Genomic DNA, 15,365 nt, shown 5'->3' on the forward strand with positions numbered 1-15,365 from the left:
ACACTGTTTGAGAGAGGCGGTATTATTGTGCGGATACAATTCGGAAGCGCTTTCACCACGCTCTTGCTGTCCTATTTAGCCGTTTTCCTGCTCCCTCTCGCCCTCGGCTCCGTGCTGTATACGAAAACGAAAACGATCATGACGGAGCATGCCAGCCGCGCCAACTACGCGATGCTGGAACAGCTGCGCGATGTGATGGATGGCAAGCTGCGCAACGTCGAGCGGATGTCCGAGCAGCTCGCCTTCAACTCCCGGCTGCAGTGGCTGATGAGCAACCCCGACATCGCCGGGACGCCGGAAGCGTACAAATTCGTCGAGTTCATGGCCGATCACTTGGCGCGCTTCCAGAACATGAGCGATCTGGTGCGCGACTATTACGTCTATATCAAGGAGAACGATACGGTGCTGCTGCCGAAGGCCAAGACGACGGCGGACGTGCTGTACCATCGCTTGTATCGTCCGCTGCACGTCTCTTTCGGCGACTGGCGCCGCGAATTGACCGCATCCCCGCACTACAAGGATTATGCGCCCGCCAGCTACGAGACGCCGACCGGCACGGTCGATACGATCACCTACGTTCAGACGCTGCCTGTGGGCGAACTGAGCGAGATTCGCGGCGCGCTTGTCCTGATGCTCGATATGGGCCACATTCGCAGCATGCTGGAGAACATCGAAGCGGCTTACGACAGCTCCGTCCTGATCCTCGATCATCAGGACCGGCTCATTGCCGGGGACCGCGAGCTGGCGCTGCCCTGGGACCGCATCCGCGGCGGCGCGCCGACGCAGGGCATGCCTTACGAGTATGAGGATGAGGGCGAACAGCGAATGCTGACATATACCGTATCGGAGCAGAACGGATGGAAATATATTTTGGTGATGCCCAAGCAGGTGTACTTCGCAAAGGTCCGCACGCTGGAGCAAACGACGCTGTCCCTGCTTCTGATCGGCCTCTTCGGCGGTGCCGCCGCGATCGGCTTCTGGCTGCACCGCAATTACGCCCCGCTGCGCGATACGGTGCGCGCGCTGCAGCGGGCCAAGCCGGCGGCGGAAGCGCGGACGGCCAACGAATACGAGTTTATCCGCGAAACGATCCGGATGACGATGCGCGAAGAACGGGAGCTGCGGACGACGCTGTCCCTCCAGACGCCGGTCATCCAGGCGAACTTCCTGTCGCGCTTCATCCGCGGACACGTCGATCCTGGCCGGATCACTGACGATTCGCTGCAGTTTATGAATGTTCGCCTGATCTCGGAGCACTTCGCCGTCGTCCTGATCGACATCGCCGATTTCAGCCGCTTCAGCAGCGATCCTTCGGAACGGCAGCGGACCTTGATCCGCTTTATCGTGTCCAATGTCGGCAGCGATCTGCTTCGCGAGCGGCATTGGGGCTATGCGGTCGAGCTGGACCAAAGCCGCGTCGCCCTGCTGGTCAACTTCGACGCAGGACGGCTGCCGGAGGCGCTGCGCGATCTGGACGAGATCGCTGTACGGCTCAAGCAGGTGATCGAGGGGCGGTTCAAGACGGTGATCGCCATCGCGATCGGCGACGTGCATGAAGGAGCGAGCGGCGCTTACGAGTCTTACCTCGAGGCGCTCGGCGCCCTGGATTACAAAATGTACCGGGGCCAGGACGCGATTATCCGCTTCGCCGAAATCGCCGACGCGGACCGCCACTACTACTACCCGATCGAAACGGAAATTCAGCTGATCAATTTCACCAAAAGCGGCGACGTGGAACACGTCGATCAGCTGATCGGCAGCATCTTTCACGCGCATTTCGAGCAGCGGCGCATCACGCCCGAGCTTGGCCGCAGCCTGTTTCACAACATGGTCAGCACGCTGTGGAAAATCATCAACCCGATGGACCCGCTGTACCGCGAGGTGTTCGGCGAGCGGTTCGACCCGATCGGGAGCTTGTCCGCCTGCGCGACGGTGGAGAACATGAAGATCCTCGTCCGCGAATGGTTCCTGACCTTGTGCAATTACTTGAATGCGAGCCGCAGCCCACACAGCCGGCAGCTGTCTGAGCGCATCGCGCTTTTCATCCGGCAGCACTACGGCGACGACCGGCTCAGCCTGACGATGATCGCCGAGCACTTTCAACTGACGCCGCAATATTTGTCAGCGTTCTTCAAGAAGCAGACGGGAATGAATTTGTCCGACTACATTGCAAAGTTCCGCATCGAGCAGGCCAAGCGGCTGATGCAGGACAAGACGCTGACGTTCGCGCAGATCGCGAGCAAGGTCGGATACGCCAGCGATATCGGGTTCATTCGCGTATTCAAGAAATATGAGGGAACGACGCCCGGCAAGTACCGGGAATCGCTGTAGGTAATTACATGTTCCTAAGTTGCATAAAATCGACTGTCGTTTCTTTCAAAAATTGAAACCGTTCCTGCTCGATCTCGCGGGCAGGATACTTGAATTCCAGCGATTTCGTGTTTTCCGGTATTTGGTATACGAGCTTCCCTGTAACCGTTTCTCCGGGTTCAATCTTTGATTTCTCGAAGTTGCCTTCGCTCTTCAATTGGATTTGTGCGTCATAATCCAGGACATAAACATCAAATTTTCGGTAAAGGACGTAATCCGTGAGCCGGTATGCTGCCGATTGATCCCCTATGTTCTGAATGGATACGTCAAAAATGGCAAAGACAAACCCCGGCTGAGCCGACAATCCTTCATATTCCTTGAACAACGAGACCCCCTGAACCGTCGTTGCCAGATCGCCGGTGGGCACAGGCTCGCCCATGGCGTAAAGCTTGGTTTCCGGATGAATCACGAAATGCTTGTTCACTTCGTAAAGCCGATATCCATAGAGGGCGGCGGCTGCGATGAGGCACCCGGCAATAATCCAAATACGGCTTTTCATTATGCAGTCCCACCCCTCATTGCGAAGAATCGATCACGAGAATTCGCTTCTTGGTATCGGCATTGTCTCCTTCAAATTCCTGAATCGGGATTTCAAGGTACACCTTTTTATCGTTTTTGTTGACACGAAAAGCCAGTGTCGCTGCCCAGTGCTTTCCTGGTTCCAGAGAAATGATTGTTTTCTGTTTTTTATTAGTTTCAAATAATTCTTGTTTCATAATAAAATTTGTTGCATCTTTCATAAGGTCATAACTTACATTTCCTTCCTCCGGTACCAATGCAAACTGCGCAAGGTTGAATTCCACAGGTTGAGTCCCTTGATTATTCAACGCAAATGCGACAAGACACCATTGATTGCGATTATTATCATAATCTTGCTCATTGTTAAAACCGTCCAGCTTTTCGTACAGATCGACCTTGTTCACTGTAACCTGGACGTTTCCGGAAACGATTGGCTCCCCAATCCCTGCCGTTATGGCAGGTTTGGATTTCTCCAAAGATTGCGCCAGCGTTCCTGCTCTTTGGAGAATGAGCGTGTTCACAAGCCATACCGAGATCCCGAGCAAAGCGACAGCGATAAGCAGCCCGCCAATTTTTGCGATGCCTTTCATTTTTCGGCGCTCCCTTCCGCAATCGTGCCGTTGCTCATGATGAACTTTTCGTCAACTAACAAATCAAGCTCTTCTTTTAAATGGCTGGCAATTAAAATCGTCTTCCCCTTATCGCGCAGTTCAAAAAGCAGCTCTTTGACGAGATGAACGCCGTCTTCATCGATCGCGTTGGTCGGCTCGTCCAACACAATAAGGTCCGGATCCTCCATGATCGCCTGGGCAATGCCCAGCCGTTGCTTCATGCCAAGCGAATATTTCCTGTATTTTCTGCGATCTTCAGGGTCCAGCCCGACCCTGCGAATAGCTTCCCGGATTGCCTGATCATCAATTTTCCCCTTTATCGATGCAAGCAATTGCAAATTTCGGAAACCGGTATAGCCGCCAAGAAATCCCGGCTGTTCGATAAGCACGCCCAAGCTTGGAGGGAATGAAACGTCCTCTCCAATTTTTTGACCGCCCACCGATATTTCTCCCTCAGTCGGCAGGATCAAGCCGCAGATCGCGCGGAAAAGCATCGTTTTGCCGGAACCGTTCCTTCCTTGAAAACCATATATCTTGCCCCGATCAAGCTGCAAATGAATGTTCGAGAGGACCGCTTGGCCCTTTATTTTTTTGCTAAGATTGCGAATTTCGATATACCCGCTCATGTCGCCCTCGCTCACTTTCGGCCCGTCTTTTCGAGAAAGTCGATTCTGCTTACGGTTATTATACCGATCCCTATCCATAGAAAGATGATGACAGCGTTATAGGTGTAGCTGAAGGCAAAAGTCAACTCGCTTCCTGCAAACGCCTCGTAAACCCGCGGATTGGAATGCGCCGTGGGCATCCAACGACTGGGAACATAGAATGCCGCAGCATACAGCATAACGGTCGCCATATAAGCCGGGATGACTCCTGCTAACAAGCTGACCCAGCTTTGGAACAGAACGATCATCATCGTCGTCGTTGCAAACATACCGAACAAATGAAAGCATAAGTATCCCGCATCTACAATTTGCGCCCCAAAAGATACCACGTTCGAAAAGCTATGTACGAACAGACTCATACCAACTAATACCGCAAATGAACCCATATAGTAAATCGCTGTATGGAAAATCATAGACACTACGGCTGCTAACCACCAATAGCTTCGCTTGCCTGTCCGAACAAGATGAAATACCGGAATCGGCGACAGTTTAAAGCCCCAGTAATTGGCCGACAAAATCGCGGCCAGCAGCTGGGGAACAAGCCATAGGAAAGCGATTTTTTTAGCGTTTGGATCAAAACCTCCGAATAAAGCCAATACCCCGCTCCAAACATGATGATCGCTTCCTGTATTCAATCCGCCAACGATTAGAATCAATAGGACTGCCCATATCCCATACACCTTTCGATTGATTCGCCAAAATAAGGCGATGTCGCATCGGCAAATTCGATAAAAATCGAGCAAAGCATGCAACCTCGCGATCCTCGTTATTCTTCCGCATTCCACCTATGAAGCGCCAAATAATCTCTGCTTTTAACGATATAACCGCCTATCAGATACATGATAAAGCTAAAAACGACCAAATAAATAACGCTGATCAGATAAGTAACCCAATCGAACCAATACGTTAAAGATAAAAAAGAATAGCGGAATATAATAGACACAAAAGATAAATAAGTATCGCATATCGCAATGAGAACAAGCAAACCAAGGGCCAAAATTTTGCTGTTCAGAAGCATGGAAATGACATGAACCGTTATGCCTGCCGCCAAAAAGGTCATCCACCCTGTCAAAATGGCCATGATGACGACAACCGGAACGGAAAATCGCCAAGACTCGCTCTTCCATACCTCTTCAAGCATCGTATTTTGGACATTGTAGAATACGAATCCGGATTCACGCGTCCATTCATTCGTCCATGGGATCGTAAGCGCGGCAGCCAATAAACAAACTGCTACCACTGCAACGGCATAGAAGAAGGAATGCTGAACCAATTGAAAGACGATTTTGGCCCAATAATCTGCCCGGCTGCGAAATCTTGTGATATAGCTGCCGTCTTTCTCCCTTAGGGCAAGACCAAGATTGACGACGGCAAACATAGGCGCAATGATCATGGATAGGAAAGGTGGCTGAAACATACGGTAAATCGCATCCGTTATTCCTTTGTCGAACGGTTCGATAAGCCTCATCAGGCTTTTATCGCTGAAATAACATAGAACAAAGATCAAAAAGAAGATGAGCGCATAAGCGCCCGACATCCGCCTCATCTCGTATCGAAACATGTTAAGTCGCCTCACGTCGATAAGCCCCCGCATACAGCATCATGCCGGAAACAACGGCAACACCGGCAAATACGGCCGCAATGACTTTTATATTGACAAACATGGCTGCCTGTCCAGGCGGCAAAAAGTAAAAAGGCGCGGCATAGAGTTTCTCCGTCCAATCGCATAAAAATAAAATAAACAGATTCAGAACGAAAGGAGCAAGCAACGCCATAAAACGATGGGTTGCCCATGCCGAGACCGCTAAAGAAAACACAGCAAACAATCCTGCAAACATAAAGTTAAGTATGGTATACAAAACGATATATCGAAAGGGGGATTCATAGAATAGTTCTCCCCACATGCTGTTCGCCCCAACGGTATAAGTACCGTCCGTAAATTGCGGAAATACCAAGGGAAGAAAGCTGGAAACGACGATAAAATTCAGTACGATAATAAAAGTAAACGACGTGCTGCCTGTTAAAAATACAGCAGCGGTTTTGGCAAGCAAGTAGCGCCCTTTCGATACCCTTGTTGTCACCAGACGCATGTAGTGATCATGGAGATCGGTATAATAGCTGTCTGCATAAGGCATAGCGGCAAGAATCGGCATCAGCAAATACAGCGAAACCGAGAAATATTCGTTCGGCCTCATAGGAAACCACGCATTAAACGCGGATAGAGGCATCGCGCTGTTCGTTGGAAGATACGGATAAATCCGAAACACGAAATGCAATATCGAGTACACGATCCCGATAAGAATAACCATCAGAAACCACGGACTAGAAAAAGATCTCTTCAATTCAAAACGCAGTATGTTCATCCAAGCACTCCGCCTAACATCCGTAAGCTACAATATAGACGCACGCAGCCCGAATTTCGTTCCCGTTCACGGAATGAAAAAATGCTCGCTCCGTCGAGGTTCTTTTTAGTGTGCAAACCTGTACTTGCTGCAATCGGGAATACTCGGCCGGCGGCCCCCGGGCTTCGCGCATTCGCGTTCAGACTTCGCGTTGGCGTTCGAACCTCCGCGTTGGCGTTCACACTTCACGTTGGCGATCCCCCTCCCCTTGCGCCCCGGCGCATGAGGCGATCCGCTTCCCCTCAGGGCGTACTCCCTCACCGAGCGCAAGAGACAGTTACGCTCCCCTCAGGTCGTACTCCCTCCCCAGGCGCATGAGGCGATCCGCTTCCCCCAGGGCGTTTGCCCCTCACCAGGCGTATGAGGCGATCCGCTTCCCCCAGGGCGTTTGCCCCTCACCAGGCGCATGAGGCGATCCGCTTCCCCCAGGGCGTTTGCCCCTCACCAGGCGCATGAGGCGATCCGCTTCCCCCAGGGCGTTTGCCCCTCACCAGGCGTATGAGGCAACGAATCCTGCAAAAAATACAACATTTTCTGTATCCTTCGTAGCAAGATGAGGGAAATGTTGCATTTTGTGCAACAATTTGGGCGAGATTGGCTTCAAATCGAAGAATATCGCTCGAAATGTTGCACTTTCTACAACAATGAGCCGCAAGTGCGGCCTGTTTCCCCGTTTTTGTTGTACAAAATACAACATTTGCTAACACCCGTAAGGTGATGTCCGATGACGAAACGAATCGCTCGGCAGAGAGGCGTCTATTGTACTGAAAGCTAGCGAGTCAAGCAGTCCATTCCCGGCAGCCCGATCCGCCGCTCGCGAACGCCGGCAGCAACGTTAAAAAAACGCCTCAGCGGCTATGCCCCGAACCTGCCTGCTTTCGGGTTGATATCCGCTGGGCGTTTGATTGGGGCTACTGTCCCCGAATCCAAGGCTCCATCGTCATGCTGTAGTCAAGCAATTCCTCCGGCCGGAAGAAGTTCGCAATCTCCCTCTCCGCGCTCTCCGGCGAATCGGAGCCGTGGATGACGTTGTTGCCCGGATGAAGCGCATAGTCGCCGCGAATCGTGCCCGGCGCGGCGTCCCACGGCTTGGTCTTGCCCATCATCAGGCGCGAGATAGCGACAACGTCCTCGCCCTGCAGCACGAATGCGAAGACCGGGCCCGACGTAATAAAATCGACCAGCTCCTGGTAAAACGGCTTTTCTTTATGCTCCCCGTAATGAACTTCCGCCTGCTGCCGCGAAATATGCATCAGCTTGGCGCCGATCACTTGAAACCCCTTCTCCTCAAAGCGCTGCAGCACTTTGCCGATCAATCCCCGCTGCACTCCGTCCGGCTTGACCATCATGAACGTTCTTTGCATCATTGCCATGACCTCCATCCCGTTGTTTAAAAACCGCGTTTCCTTCGGCTTGTCCCCCCTCCTGACGGGAGGCGCCATTCTGACCATTTGATGATTTTGCCAGCAGCCGCAGGCGACGTCCGATGACATAAAGATTCGCTCGTCATAGGTGTCCACCTTGAAAATTGGACGGTAGTCGCCGACAAATTTTCAACGGCCGCAGGCGACGACCGATGACGAAATTCTCGTTCGTCATCGACGTCTAACTTCTAATTATACCCTTTTTCCCCATAGAATACACGCGCCCGCGCAAACGCTGTCATCGCGGAAATACTCATGATATAATAGCTGAAATCGATCACGAGGAGACGTCTAGCATGCACATGCCGCAATGGTTTCGTTGGGCGGTCGCGGCCGCCGTATGCTGTCTGATCGTCATCATCCGCTCGTCTGCCGGGGATTCCGTATTGCCGCCGGAGAAGCCTCCGGTCATCGACGAGCCTTCCCCCATCGACTGGACGCCTGAGCAGCTGGCGCGCAGTCCGAACATCATCGTCGTCCTGAGCGAATCGTTCTGGGACCCGACCCGCATGGACAAGCTGCAGTTCAGCCGCGACCCGATCCCGTTCTTCCGCTCCTTGACGAAAAAATATCCGCACGGCACCATGCTGTCCCCGATGTTCGGCGGCGGCACGGCCAACGTCGAGCTCGAGGTGCTGACAGGGCTGTCGATGCGTTTCTTTCCGGAAGGGGCCATTCCGTACAATACAGAGATCAACCAGCCGACCGAGTCACTGGCGTCCATCCTGGCCGGTCAAGGGTATGATACGACCGCGATCAGCGCGTTTCACCATTGGTTCTCCCGCAGCTCCGAGGTGAACCGGCATCTCGGCTTCGGGAGGTTCATCAGTCTCGAATTTTTCAATCCCGACGAGTATGTCGGGCCGTATATCGGCGACCACGCCGTAGCCAAGCGAATTATCGAGGAAAGCGCGCGGACGGACAAGCCCGACTTCATCTTTGCCAGCACGATGGAGAACCATTACCACTTCTGGCCGGGCAAGTTCGAGCGCAATACGATCAAGGTTCAGGGGGAAATGTCCGAGGCTGCCATCGGCATCGCCGAAACGTTGGCGCAAGGCTTAAGCGGCGCAGACCGGATGCTTCAGGAGCTGGTTGCTCATTACAGGCAGACGAAAGAGCCGACGGTCATCGTCTTTTTCGGCGACCACCTGCCCTATTTGGAGGAAAACTACAAGGTATATCGCGAAAGCGGCTATTTGAGCGGCGAGGACGATCCGGATTTTCTGGACAAAATGCACCGCGTCCCGTTCGTCGTCTGGAGCAATTACGAGCTGCCGAACACGCCGCAGCCGGCCGAACGGGAGCTGTATATGAGCCCGTCGTTTCTCGGCCCGTATGTGCTGCATTTGGCCGGGATGCCCAGCAGCAACTTCAGCGACTATTTGCTCGCCTTGTACAATACGACGCCGGTCATCCCGCCGCCGGCCTACTACGAGTCGATGGGAATCGACGCCTCGCTGGTGCAGGAATACAGCCGCAGGCAAAGCGAACGGCTGGCGGCCGAACGGGCGGCGGCTGGCGCGGGGCCGAGCGGCAGCAGCGGCGGGCCGTACGTGCTCGGCTACGGCAAGCCGCGCATCGAGCGGGCGTTCAAGGAACGGGCATCGGCCGGTGCGCCCGGGGATGAACAAGCGTCGCGGAAGGTCACGGTCAAAGGCGGGCGCTTCGGACTCGGCAGCGTCATCGTCTGCAATGGCGAGCCGCTTTCCACCGAATGGGTCGCGGAGGACACGCTGACCGCGGCGCTGCCCCGGGCCGCCTCCGGCGATACCGCTTCGCTCGAGCTCAAGGTGCGCGTCGTCGATTCGGAGAATCGGACACTGCACGAATCGGAGCCGTATGCGCTGCAGGCCGTGCCGTATTCGCCGCGATCGTCGAACGAATAGCGTCATGCCCGTGCCGATCAGCCGGCCTTCGCGGAGCAGCAGCGCGCCTGCGGCGGCGAACGCAAATTGTCCGAAGCTTAACCGCCGCTGCTCCTGCCGGATTGTACTTGCGGCGAATCTAATATCGGACAGACACTATCATGCCTTGCTCAGTCTGGCAGAAAACGAAAAAAAGCGCCGCTGGCCGTTTCTTGTTTTGCCTGATTGGGAAGCAAAGGGCCCTTGTTCCGCACCTGCGGACAAGAGCCGTCGCTTACATTAGGATCGTATATAGGACGGGAGTGCCAAGTTCCTCTGACGAAAGATTTCAGCCGATGCGCTTGCTCATCCGGACGTGCTCGATGCCCGCATCGAGGAACGTCTCCTCGGAAATCGTACGGTACCCAAGCTTCTTGTAAAACGGCTCCGCCTGAACCTGCGCGTCAAGAATCGCTTCGACATAGCCCCGCTCTGCCGCGTCCCGCTCCATCGCTTCCACAATCAGCTTGCCGAGGCCTTGCCCCCGGTAATGCTTATGCACTGCGATTCGCTGCAGCTTCGCCCGTCCATCCCCGTACGGAATCCAGCGCCCTGCAGCCGCAGGCTCACTGCCACCTAGGACGAGCCAATGCCGGCAGCCTTTCGGCGAAGCGTCGTAGTCGTCGAGTTCCAGATCGGGCGGCACCTGCTGCTCGTCGACAAAAACTTTGCTGCGAACAGCCAGACATTGCGCGAGCCGCTCCTGCGTATCGGCCAGTACTGCTTTCATCGCTGCGCGCCTCTTTTCCTTGTTCCAGTTCGCGGCATTTGCCCTGGCCCCGTTACAGCGTCGTGCTGTCTCCCGGCTTCAGGACAAGGCCCCTCATGCCTTTCTTCTCAAGCAAGCCGACGAAATCGTGCGGATTCTGGCGAATCGGCGGGAACGTATCGTAATGGATCGGCACGACTGTCTTGGCCTGCAGCCACTCGGCCGCCTGCACGGCATCCTCCGGTCCCATCGTAAAGACGCCGCCAATCGGGACGAACGCCAGATCGATCTTATTGCGCTCGCCGATCAGCTTCATATCGGAGAACAACCCCGTATCGCCCGTATGCAGCACGGTCCGGCCGTCCCAACGGATGACGAAGCCGCCCGGCATGCCGGCGTAAATAATCTTTTGCTCCGCCTCATCGATGATGCTCGAGCTGTGGAACGCCTGAATCATCTGAATCTCGGCAAATCCGATCGAAGTGCTGCCGCCGAGATTGACGGCGAACGTCTTCGCTCCCTTCCAGCTCATATACGTGGCCAGCTCGAAGGTGGCGATGATCGTCGCGTCGTTGTTTTTGGCGATGGTGAGCGCATCCAGAATATGATCCGTATGCCCGTGCGTCAGCAGCACGTAATCGGCCTTGATATCCTCCGGCTTCGTCACGGCCAGACTGTTGCCCGAAATAAAAGGATCGATGATCAGCGAACGACCTCCCGCCGACAGTTGCACGCATGAATGCCCGTGATACAAAATGTCCATTCTCATTCACCCCGCGGTTTGTCCGATTTTTAGTTAATCCATTCCCTTCCAAAATATTATAGAGATCCCGTTCGAGGAAAGTCAACCGTTCGCCGGGGCGGACGCGCAGGCCGGGCCTGAGTCTGGCGAAAGGCGCGGCAGGCATATGAGGCTGTTGCGTGCGGGGCGGCATCGTGCAGGACGGGCACTGTGGCGGGCATGGCCGGCCGATTGCCGGTCAAGTGCGGCCTTCGACCGAAGTGCGGCTTCGAGCGAAGTGCAGCCTTCGACCGAAATGCGGCTTCGACCGAAATGCAGCTCGACCGAAGTGCGGCTTCGAGCGAAGTGCAGCTTCGATCGAAAGCAGCTCGACCGAAGTGCAGCTTCGCCCGCTCCTTCCTCCTCCGCGTGCGCCGCCTGGACGGCGCACGATTTCGCGCAAAACGCGGTGCCTCGCCTCCGTCAATTCATTGTCAGTGTTGCCGCTTTCAAGTTATACTGATGATGACTATAATGGATTCGGAGTGAGCGCTTTATGGGACAAACGAAGCATACCGGGCCGGTCAAGCTGCCGACGAAGCCGGACCCGTCTCTCTGGGTGAGCGCCATCCCGTTCGGGCTCGGTCAGATCAAGCCGCATCATATCCGCGATACGATGAAGGTCGTCTGGGATAACCGCGATAACCTGCCCTACGCTTACCGCATTTTGACCCAGGGTGTCTGCGACGGGTGCGCGCTTGGCGTCTCCGGACTGCGCGACCGCACGCTGGACGGCCCGCATCTGTGCACGACCCGCCTGAACGTGCTGCGGCTGAATACGATGCCGGCGATTCCGGACGATCTGCTGTTCGGAGATATCGGGCGGCTGCGGGAGATGGACAGCACGCAGCTGCGCAAGCTTGGCCGCATCCCTTACCCGATGATTCGCAGGCAGGGCGAGCGGCGTTTCTCCCGCATCGGTTGGGACGAGGCGCTGGATATAATCGCCGGCCGCATCCGCGAGATCGACCCGAAGCAGCTGGCGTTCTATCTCACCGCCCGCGGCATTACGAACGAATCGTATTACGCAGCGGCCAAAGCGGCGCGCTTTATCGGCACGAACAATATCGATAACGCGTCGCGCATCTGCCACTCCCCTTCGAAGACCGCGCTCAAGCGCTCCGTCGGCATCGGCGCCTCGAGCTGCAGCTACAAGGACTGGATCGGCACTGACGTGCTCGTCTTCTGGGGCAGCGTAGCGGCCAACAATCAGCCCGTCTCGACGAAATATATGTACGCGGCCAAGCGGCAAGGAACGAAGATCATCGTCATCAACCCGTATCGCGAGCCGGCGATGGACCGCTACTGGATTCCGTCCGTAGCCGAATCGGCGCTGTTCGGGACGAAGCTGGCCGACGACTTCTATCAGGTGAACATCGGCGGAGATATCGCCTTCATGAACGGCATCATGAAGCATTGGTTCGAGATGGAGGAGGAGCGGCCCGGCTCCGCGATCGACCACGCCTTCGTCCGCGAGCATACAACCGGCTTCGAGGCGCTGCGGGAGCACGTTCTGCGGCAGGACTGGAACGTGCTGGAGCGCTCCTCCGGCCTTGGGCGCGAGCGGATGCGGGAGCTGGCGAAGCTGCTCGCTGGTGCCCGCTCGGCCGTGTTCGTATGGAGCATGGGGCTCACGCAGCATCGCTTCGGCACGGACAATGTATCGCAGGTCGCCAATCTCGCCCTGCTGCGCGGCTTTCTCGGCCGGGAGCATTGCGGCCTCATGCCGATTCGCGGCCACAGCGGCGTGCAGGGCTCGGGCGAAATGGGCGCCGATCCGTTCAGCCTTCCCGGCGGCGAATTTCGCGAGCCTGATATTTCGCGCATCGAAGCTCTTTGGGGCTTCCCCCTGCCCCGATGGCAGGGGGATATCGTCGGCGTCACGCTGGAGAACGCGCTGCTGCCGGACGATCACGAGCGCAAGCTGAAGGTGTTTTATACGTCGGGAGGCAATTTCCTGGAAACGATGCCAGACCCGGACTTCGTCCGCCAATGCCTGGAGCAGATCGATATTCGCGTGCATCAGGATATCATCCTGAATACATCGACGCTGGCCGACGCCCGGGAAGCGGTCATCGTGCTGCCTGCCATGACGCGCTACGAGCAGCCGGGGGGCGGCACCTCGACCTCGACGGAGCGGATGGTGTACTTTTCGCCCGAAATCGAAGGGCCGCGAATCGGCGAGGCGCGCCCGGAATGGCAAATCTACGTCGACCTGGCGGCCCGCGTGCGGCCGGAGCAGGCCGAGCTGATCCGCTTCCGGGATGCGCAGCATATTCGCGAGGAGATCGCGGTGGCGGCGCCGAATTACGACGGCATTCAGCATTTGAAGCAGCGCGGCGATTTCTTCCAGTGGGGCGGCGCCTGGCTGTGCGAAGGCGGCATCTGTCCGACCGATGACGGGCGCGGGCGGCTGCTGCCGATCGAGGTGCCGGAGTTGCGCAAGCCGGAGGGCCATTTCTACGTGACGACGCGCCGCGGCAAGCAGTTCAACTCGATGATTTACGCCGAGACGGACCCGTTCAACGGCGCCGACCGGTACGACCTCTTGATCAACGAGCGGGACGCCGGCGCCTTGTTCATCCGCGAGGGCGACGCCGTGGTCGCTTATAATCGCTGCGGCATTTTCCATGGCCGGGCGCGGTTCGCCGATGTGGCGCCGGGCAACATCGAGGTGCATTGGCCCGAAGGCAATATGCTGCTGCCCAAAGGCGTCTACGAGGAGCACGCCGGCATTCCCGAATACAACACCGCCGTCGTTGTCGAGAAAGCGGAGACATTCCACGCTCATAAGGACACGAGATATGCGGAAAAGCGGATCGAGGAGCTGGAAACCGATGCAGGGTGACGCGAAGGAGCCGTCCGCCGGCGCGAAGACAAGCGAAGCGGTTCTTCCAGGCGCTGCCCGCCGGCCTCACGAGCCGGACGGCATGCCGGCGGCTGGCGAGCTGCGGGAATCGAGCCGCCCCGCGAAGGAGCGGGATGGCGTTCCGGCGGCCGCGGCGGAGACTGCTAGTCCTGCCATAGGCAACACGGGCGATACGGGCTATGCGGATGCGGCTGCAGGCGCACAGCCCGATCCCGGAGAGCCCGATCCCGGCATCGCCGTCTGGGCCGGCGTGCGCAAATATGCCGGCAGCGACTGCACGGTACAGGACGAGGAAATCGCGGTCGAATTCGCGCTGACGATTCGGGTGGACGGCGAGGAATTCGCCACGCTCGTCTGCACGCCTTCGCAGCCCGAGGAGCTCGTCACCGGCTTTCTGGCCTCGGAGGGCGTCATCCGCAGCGCCGACGAGCTTCGCCGGCTCGACATCGATCTCGGCCGCGGCTTCGCCTATGCCGAGCTCAGCCATAGGCGGCCGCTGCCGGCCGGGCTGCATGGCAAGCGCTGGCTCGGCTCCTGCTGCGGCACGAGCCGACAGTTTTATTTGCACAGCGACGTGCTGACCGCCCGCACGGTCACCAGCCGGCTGCGCGTGCCAGCTGCCTGCTGCATGCGGCTGCTGAGCGAGCTGCACGGCGCATCGGACAGCTTCGCCCGCACGGGCGGACTGCACAATGCGGCGCTGTGCGATGCCAGCGGCATTCTCGTCGCCCGCACCGACATCGGCCGCCATAACGCGCTGGACAAATTGTACGGCTGGCGGCTGCGCGAGCGGGTACCAGCCAGCGATAAAATCATCGCCTTCAGCGGGCGCATCTCCTCCGAGGTCGTGCTCAAAGCCGCCAAGATCGGCGTTCCGGTGCTGCTGTCCAAATCCGCCCCCAGCGATCTCGCGCTGCGCCTGGCGCACGATCTGGGCGTGACGGCAGCCGGGTTCATCCGCGACGGGCGGATGAATGTCTACACCCACCCGGAGAGAATCACGGGCTGAACGCCAATCGTCTCATCCCCCTTAACGCAAGGCTCAAATTGTTACTTTTCCCAAAATATGTTATACGACGCCGGAGGAACGGGAGCTGACCCGGCAGCT

At 56.8% G+C, this 15,365-nt stretch carries 13 protein-coding genes; 4 read left to right on the plus strand and 9 right to left on the minus strand.

Annotation, left to right across the window (positions count from 1 at the left end):
• The first annotated feature begins 27 nt into the window (after window positions 1–27).
• Window positions 28–2,331 (plus strand): helix-turn-helix domain-containing protein, encoded by a 2,304-nt coding sequence (locus F591_RS0103450; RefSeq protein WP_169445826.1) that lies wholly within the window; start codon window positions 28–30, stop codon window positions 2,329–2,331.
• A gap of 4 nt (window positions 2,332–2,335) precedes the next feature.
• Here the strand turns inward: F591_RS0103450 and F591_RS0103455 are convergent, their stop codons facing one another.
• The 7 genes from F591_RS0103455 to ndk all read right to left on the minus strand — a co-directional run bounded on the left by F591_RS0103455 (window position 2,336) and on the right by ndk (window position 7,931).
• Entirely contained in the window at window positions 2,336–2,869 is a 534-nt protein-coding gene (locus F591_RS0103455; RefSeq protein ID WP_019533189.1) for a DUF4352 domain-containing protein, read from the minus strand.
• 16 nt (window positions 2,870–2,885) lie between these two features.
• Window positions 2,886–3,479, minus strand: coding sequence for a DUF4352 domain-containing protein (locus tag F591_RS0103460; protein WP_019533190.1), 594 nt, complete (start codon window positions 3,477–3,479; stop codon window positions 2,886–2,888).
• A complete protein-coding gene (locus F591_RS0103465; protein ID WP_040741045.1) occupies window positions 3,476–4,126 on the minus strand; it encodes an ATP-binding cassette domain-containing protein in 651 nt (216 codons plus the stop codon). The genes F591_RS0103460 and F591_RS0103465 overlap by 4 nt, the downstream gene beginning before the upstream one ends.
• A gap of 11 nt (window positions 4,127–4,137) precedes the next feature.
• Complete coding sequence (locus F591_RS0103470; RefSeq protein WP_156829433.1) at window positions 4,138–4,917, minus strand: hypothetical protein; 780 nt, start codon at window positions 4,915–4,917, stop codon at window positions 4,138–4,140.
• 14 nt (window positions 4,918–4,931) lie between these two features.
• A complete protein-coding gene (locus tag F591_RS0103475; RefSeq protein WP_019533193.1) occupies window positions 4,932–5,726 on the minus strand; it encodes a hypothetical protein in 795 nt (264 codons plus the stop codon).
• Between the two features lies 1 nt (window position 5,727).
• Window positions 5,728–6,528: a hypothetical protein gene (locus F591_RS0103480; protein ID WP_019533194.1), complete on the minus strand. Its 801-nt coding sequence runs from the start codon at window positions 6,526–6,528 to the stop codon at window positions 5,728–5,730.
• A 950-nt stretch (window positions 6,529–7,478) separates the two neighbouring features.
• Window positions 7,479–7,931, minus strand: coding sequence for a nucleoside-diphosphate kinase (gene ndk / locus F591_RS0103485; protein WP_026326346.1), 453 nt, complete (start codon window positions 7,929–7,931; stop codon window positions 7,479–7,481).
• A gap of 356 nt (window positions 7,932–8,287) precedes the next feature.
• Between ndk and F591_RS0103490 the strand changes: the two genes are divergently transcribed.
• Window positions 8,288–9,880 (plus strand): LTA synthase family protein, encoded by a 1,593-nt coding sequence (locus F591_RS0103490; protein ID WP_019533196.1) that lies wholly within the window; start codon window positions 8,288–8,290, stop codon window positions 9,878–9,880.
• A 307-nt stretch (window positions 9,881–10,187) separates the two neighbouring features.
• Here F591_RS0103490 and F591_RS0103495 read toward each other — a convergent pair whose 3' ends face one another.
• Together F591_RS0103495 and F591_RS0103500 are read right to left on the minus strand one after the other, a co-directional pair.
• Window positions 10,188–10,628, minus strand: a complete 441-nt coding sequence (locus F591_RS0103495; protein WP_019533197.1) for a GNAT family N-acetyltransferase — start codon at window positions 10,626–10,628, stop codon at window positions 10,188–10,190.
• Between the two features lie 52 nt (window positions 10,629–10,680).
• Window positions 10,681–11,370, minus strand: coding sequence for a metal-dependent hydrolase (locus F591_RS0103500; protein WP_019533198.1), 690 nt, complete (start codon window positions 11,368–11,370; stop codon window positions 10,681–10,683).
• A 514-nt stretch (window positions 11,371–11,884) separates the two neighbouring features.
• On the opposite strand from F591_RS0103500, the gene F591_RS0103505 reads away from it, so the two are divergent.
• Window positions 11,885–14,236: an FdhF/YdeP family oxidoreductase gene (locus F591_RS0103505; RefSeq protein WP_019533199.1), complete on the plus strand. Its 2,352-nt coding sequence runs from the start codon at window positions 11,885–11,887 to the stop codon at window positions 14,234–14,236.
• The gene (gene fdhD / locus F591_RS0103510; protein ID WP_019533200.1) at window positions 14,226–15,266 is read left to right on the plus strand and encodes a formate dehydrogenase accessory sulfurtransferase FdhD; all 1,041 of its coding nucleotides are present in this window, start codon (window positions 14,226–14,228) and stop codon (window positions 15,264–15,266) included. The genes F591_RS0103505 and fdhD overlap by 11 nt, the downstream gene beginning before the upstream one ends.
• The last annotated feature ends 99 nt before the right edge of the window (window positions 15,267–15,365 follow it).

This window comes from Paenibacillus ginsengihumi DSM 21568 (assembly GCF_000380965.1).
Lineage (GTDB): Bacteria > Bacillota > Bacilli > Paenibacillales > NBRC-103111 > Paenibacillus_G > Paenibacillus_G ginsengihumi.

What these genes read in the sequence shown, in the direction of transcription:
- F591_RS0103455 (WP_019533189.1), bottom strand. Translation starts at nt 2,869, where the DNA reads ATGAAAAGCCGTATTTGGATTATTGCCGGGTGCCTCATCGCAGCCGCC.
- F591_RS0103500 (WP_019533198.1), bottom strand. Translation starts at nt 11,370, where the DNA reads ATGGACATTTTGTATCACGGGCATTCATGCGTGCAACTGTCGGCGGGA.
- F591_RS0103465 (WP_040741045.1), bottom strand. Translation starts at nt 4,126, where the DNA reads ATGAGCGGGTATATCGAAATTCGCAATCTTAGCAAAAAAATAAAGGGC.
- F591_RS0103460 (WP_019533190.1), bottom strand. Translation starts at nt 3,479, where the DNA reads ATGAAAGGCATCGCAAAAATTGGCGGGCTGCTTATCGCTGTCGCTTTG.
- F591_RS0103495 (WP_019533197.1), bottom strand. Translation starts at nt 10,628, where the DNA reads ATGAAAGCAGTACTGGCCGATACGCAGGAGCGGCTCGCGCAATGTCTG.
- F591_RS0103490 (WP_019533196.1), top strand. Translation starts at nt 8,288, where the DNA reads ATGCACATGCCGCAATGGTTTCGTTGGGCGGTCGCGGCCGCCGTATGC.
- F591_RS0103505 (WP_019533199.1), top strand. Translation starts at nt 11,885, where the DNA reads ATGGGACAAACGAAGCATACCGGGCCGGTCAAGCTGCCGACGAAGCCG.
- F591_RS0103475 (WP_019533193.1), bottom strand. Translation starts at nt 5,726, where the DNA reads ATGTTTCGATACGAGATGAGGCGGATGTCGGGCGCTTATGCGCTCATC.
- ndk (WP_026326346.1), bottom strand. Translation starts at nt 7,931, where the DNA reads ATGCAAAGAACGTTCATGATGGTCAAGCCGGACGGAGTGCAGCGGGGA.
- fdhD (WP_019533200.1), top strand. Translation starts at nt 14,226, where the DNA reads ATGCAGGGTGACGCGAAGGAGCCGTCCGCCGGCGCGAAGACAAGCGAA.
- F591_RS0103480 (WP_019533194.1), bottom strand. Translation starts at nt 6,528, where the DNA reads ATGAACATACTGCGTTTTGAATTGAAGAGATCTTTTTCTAGTCCGTGG.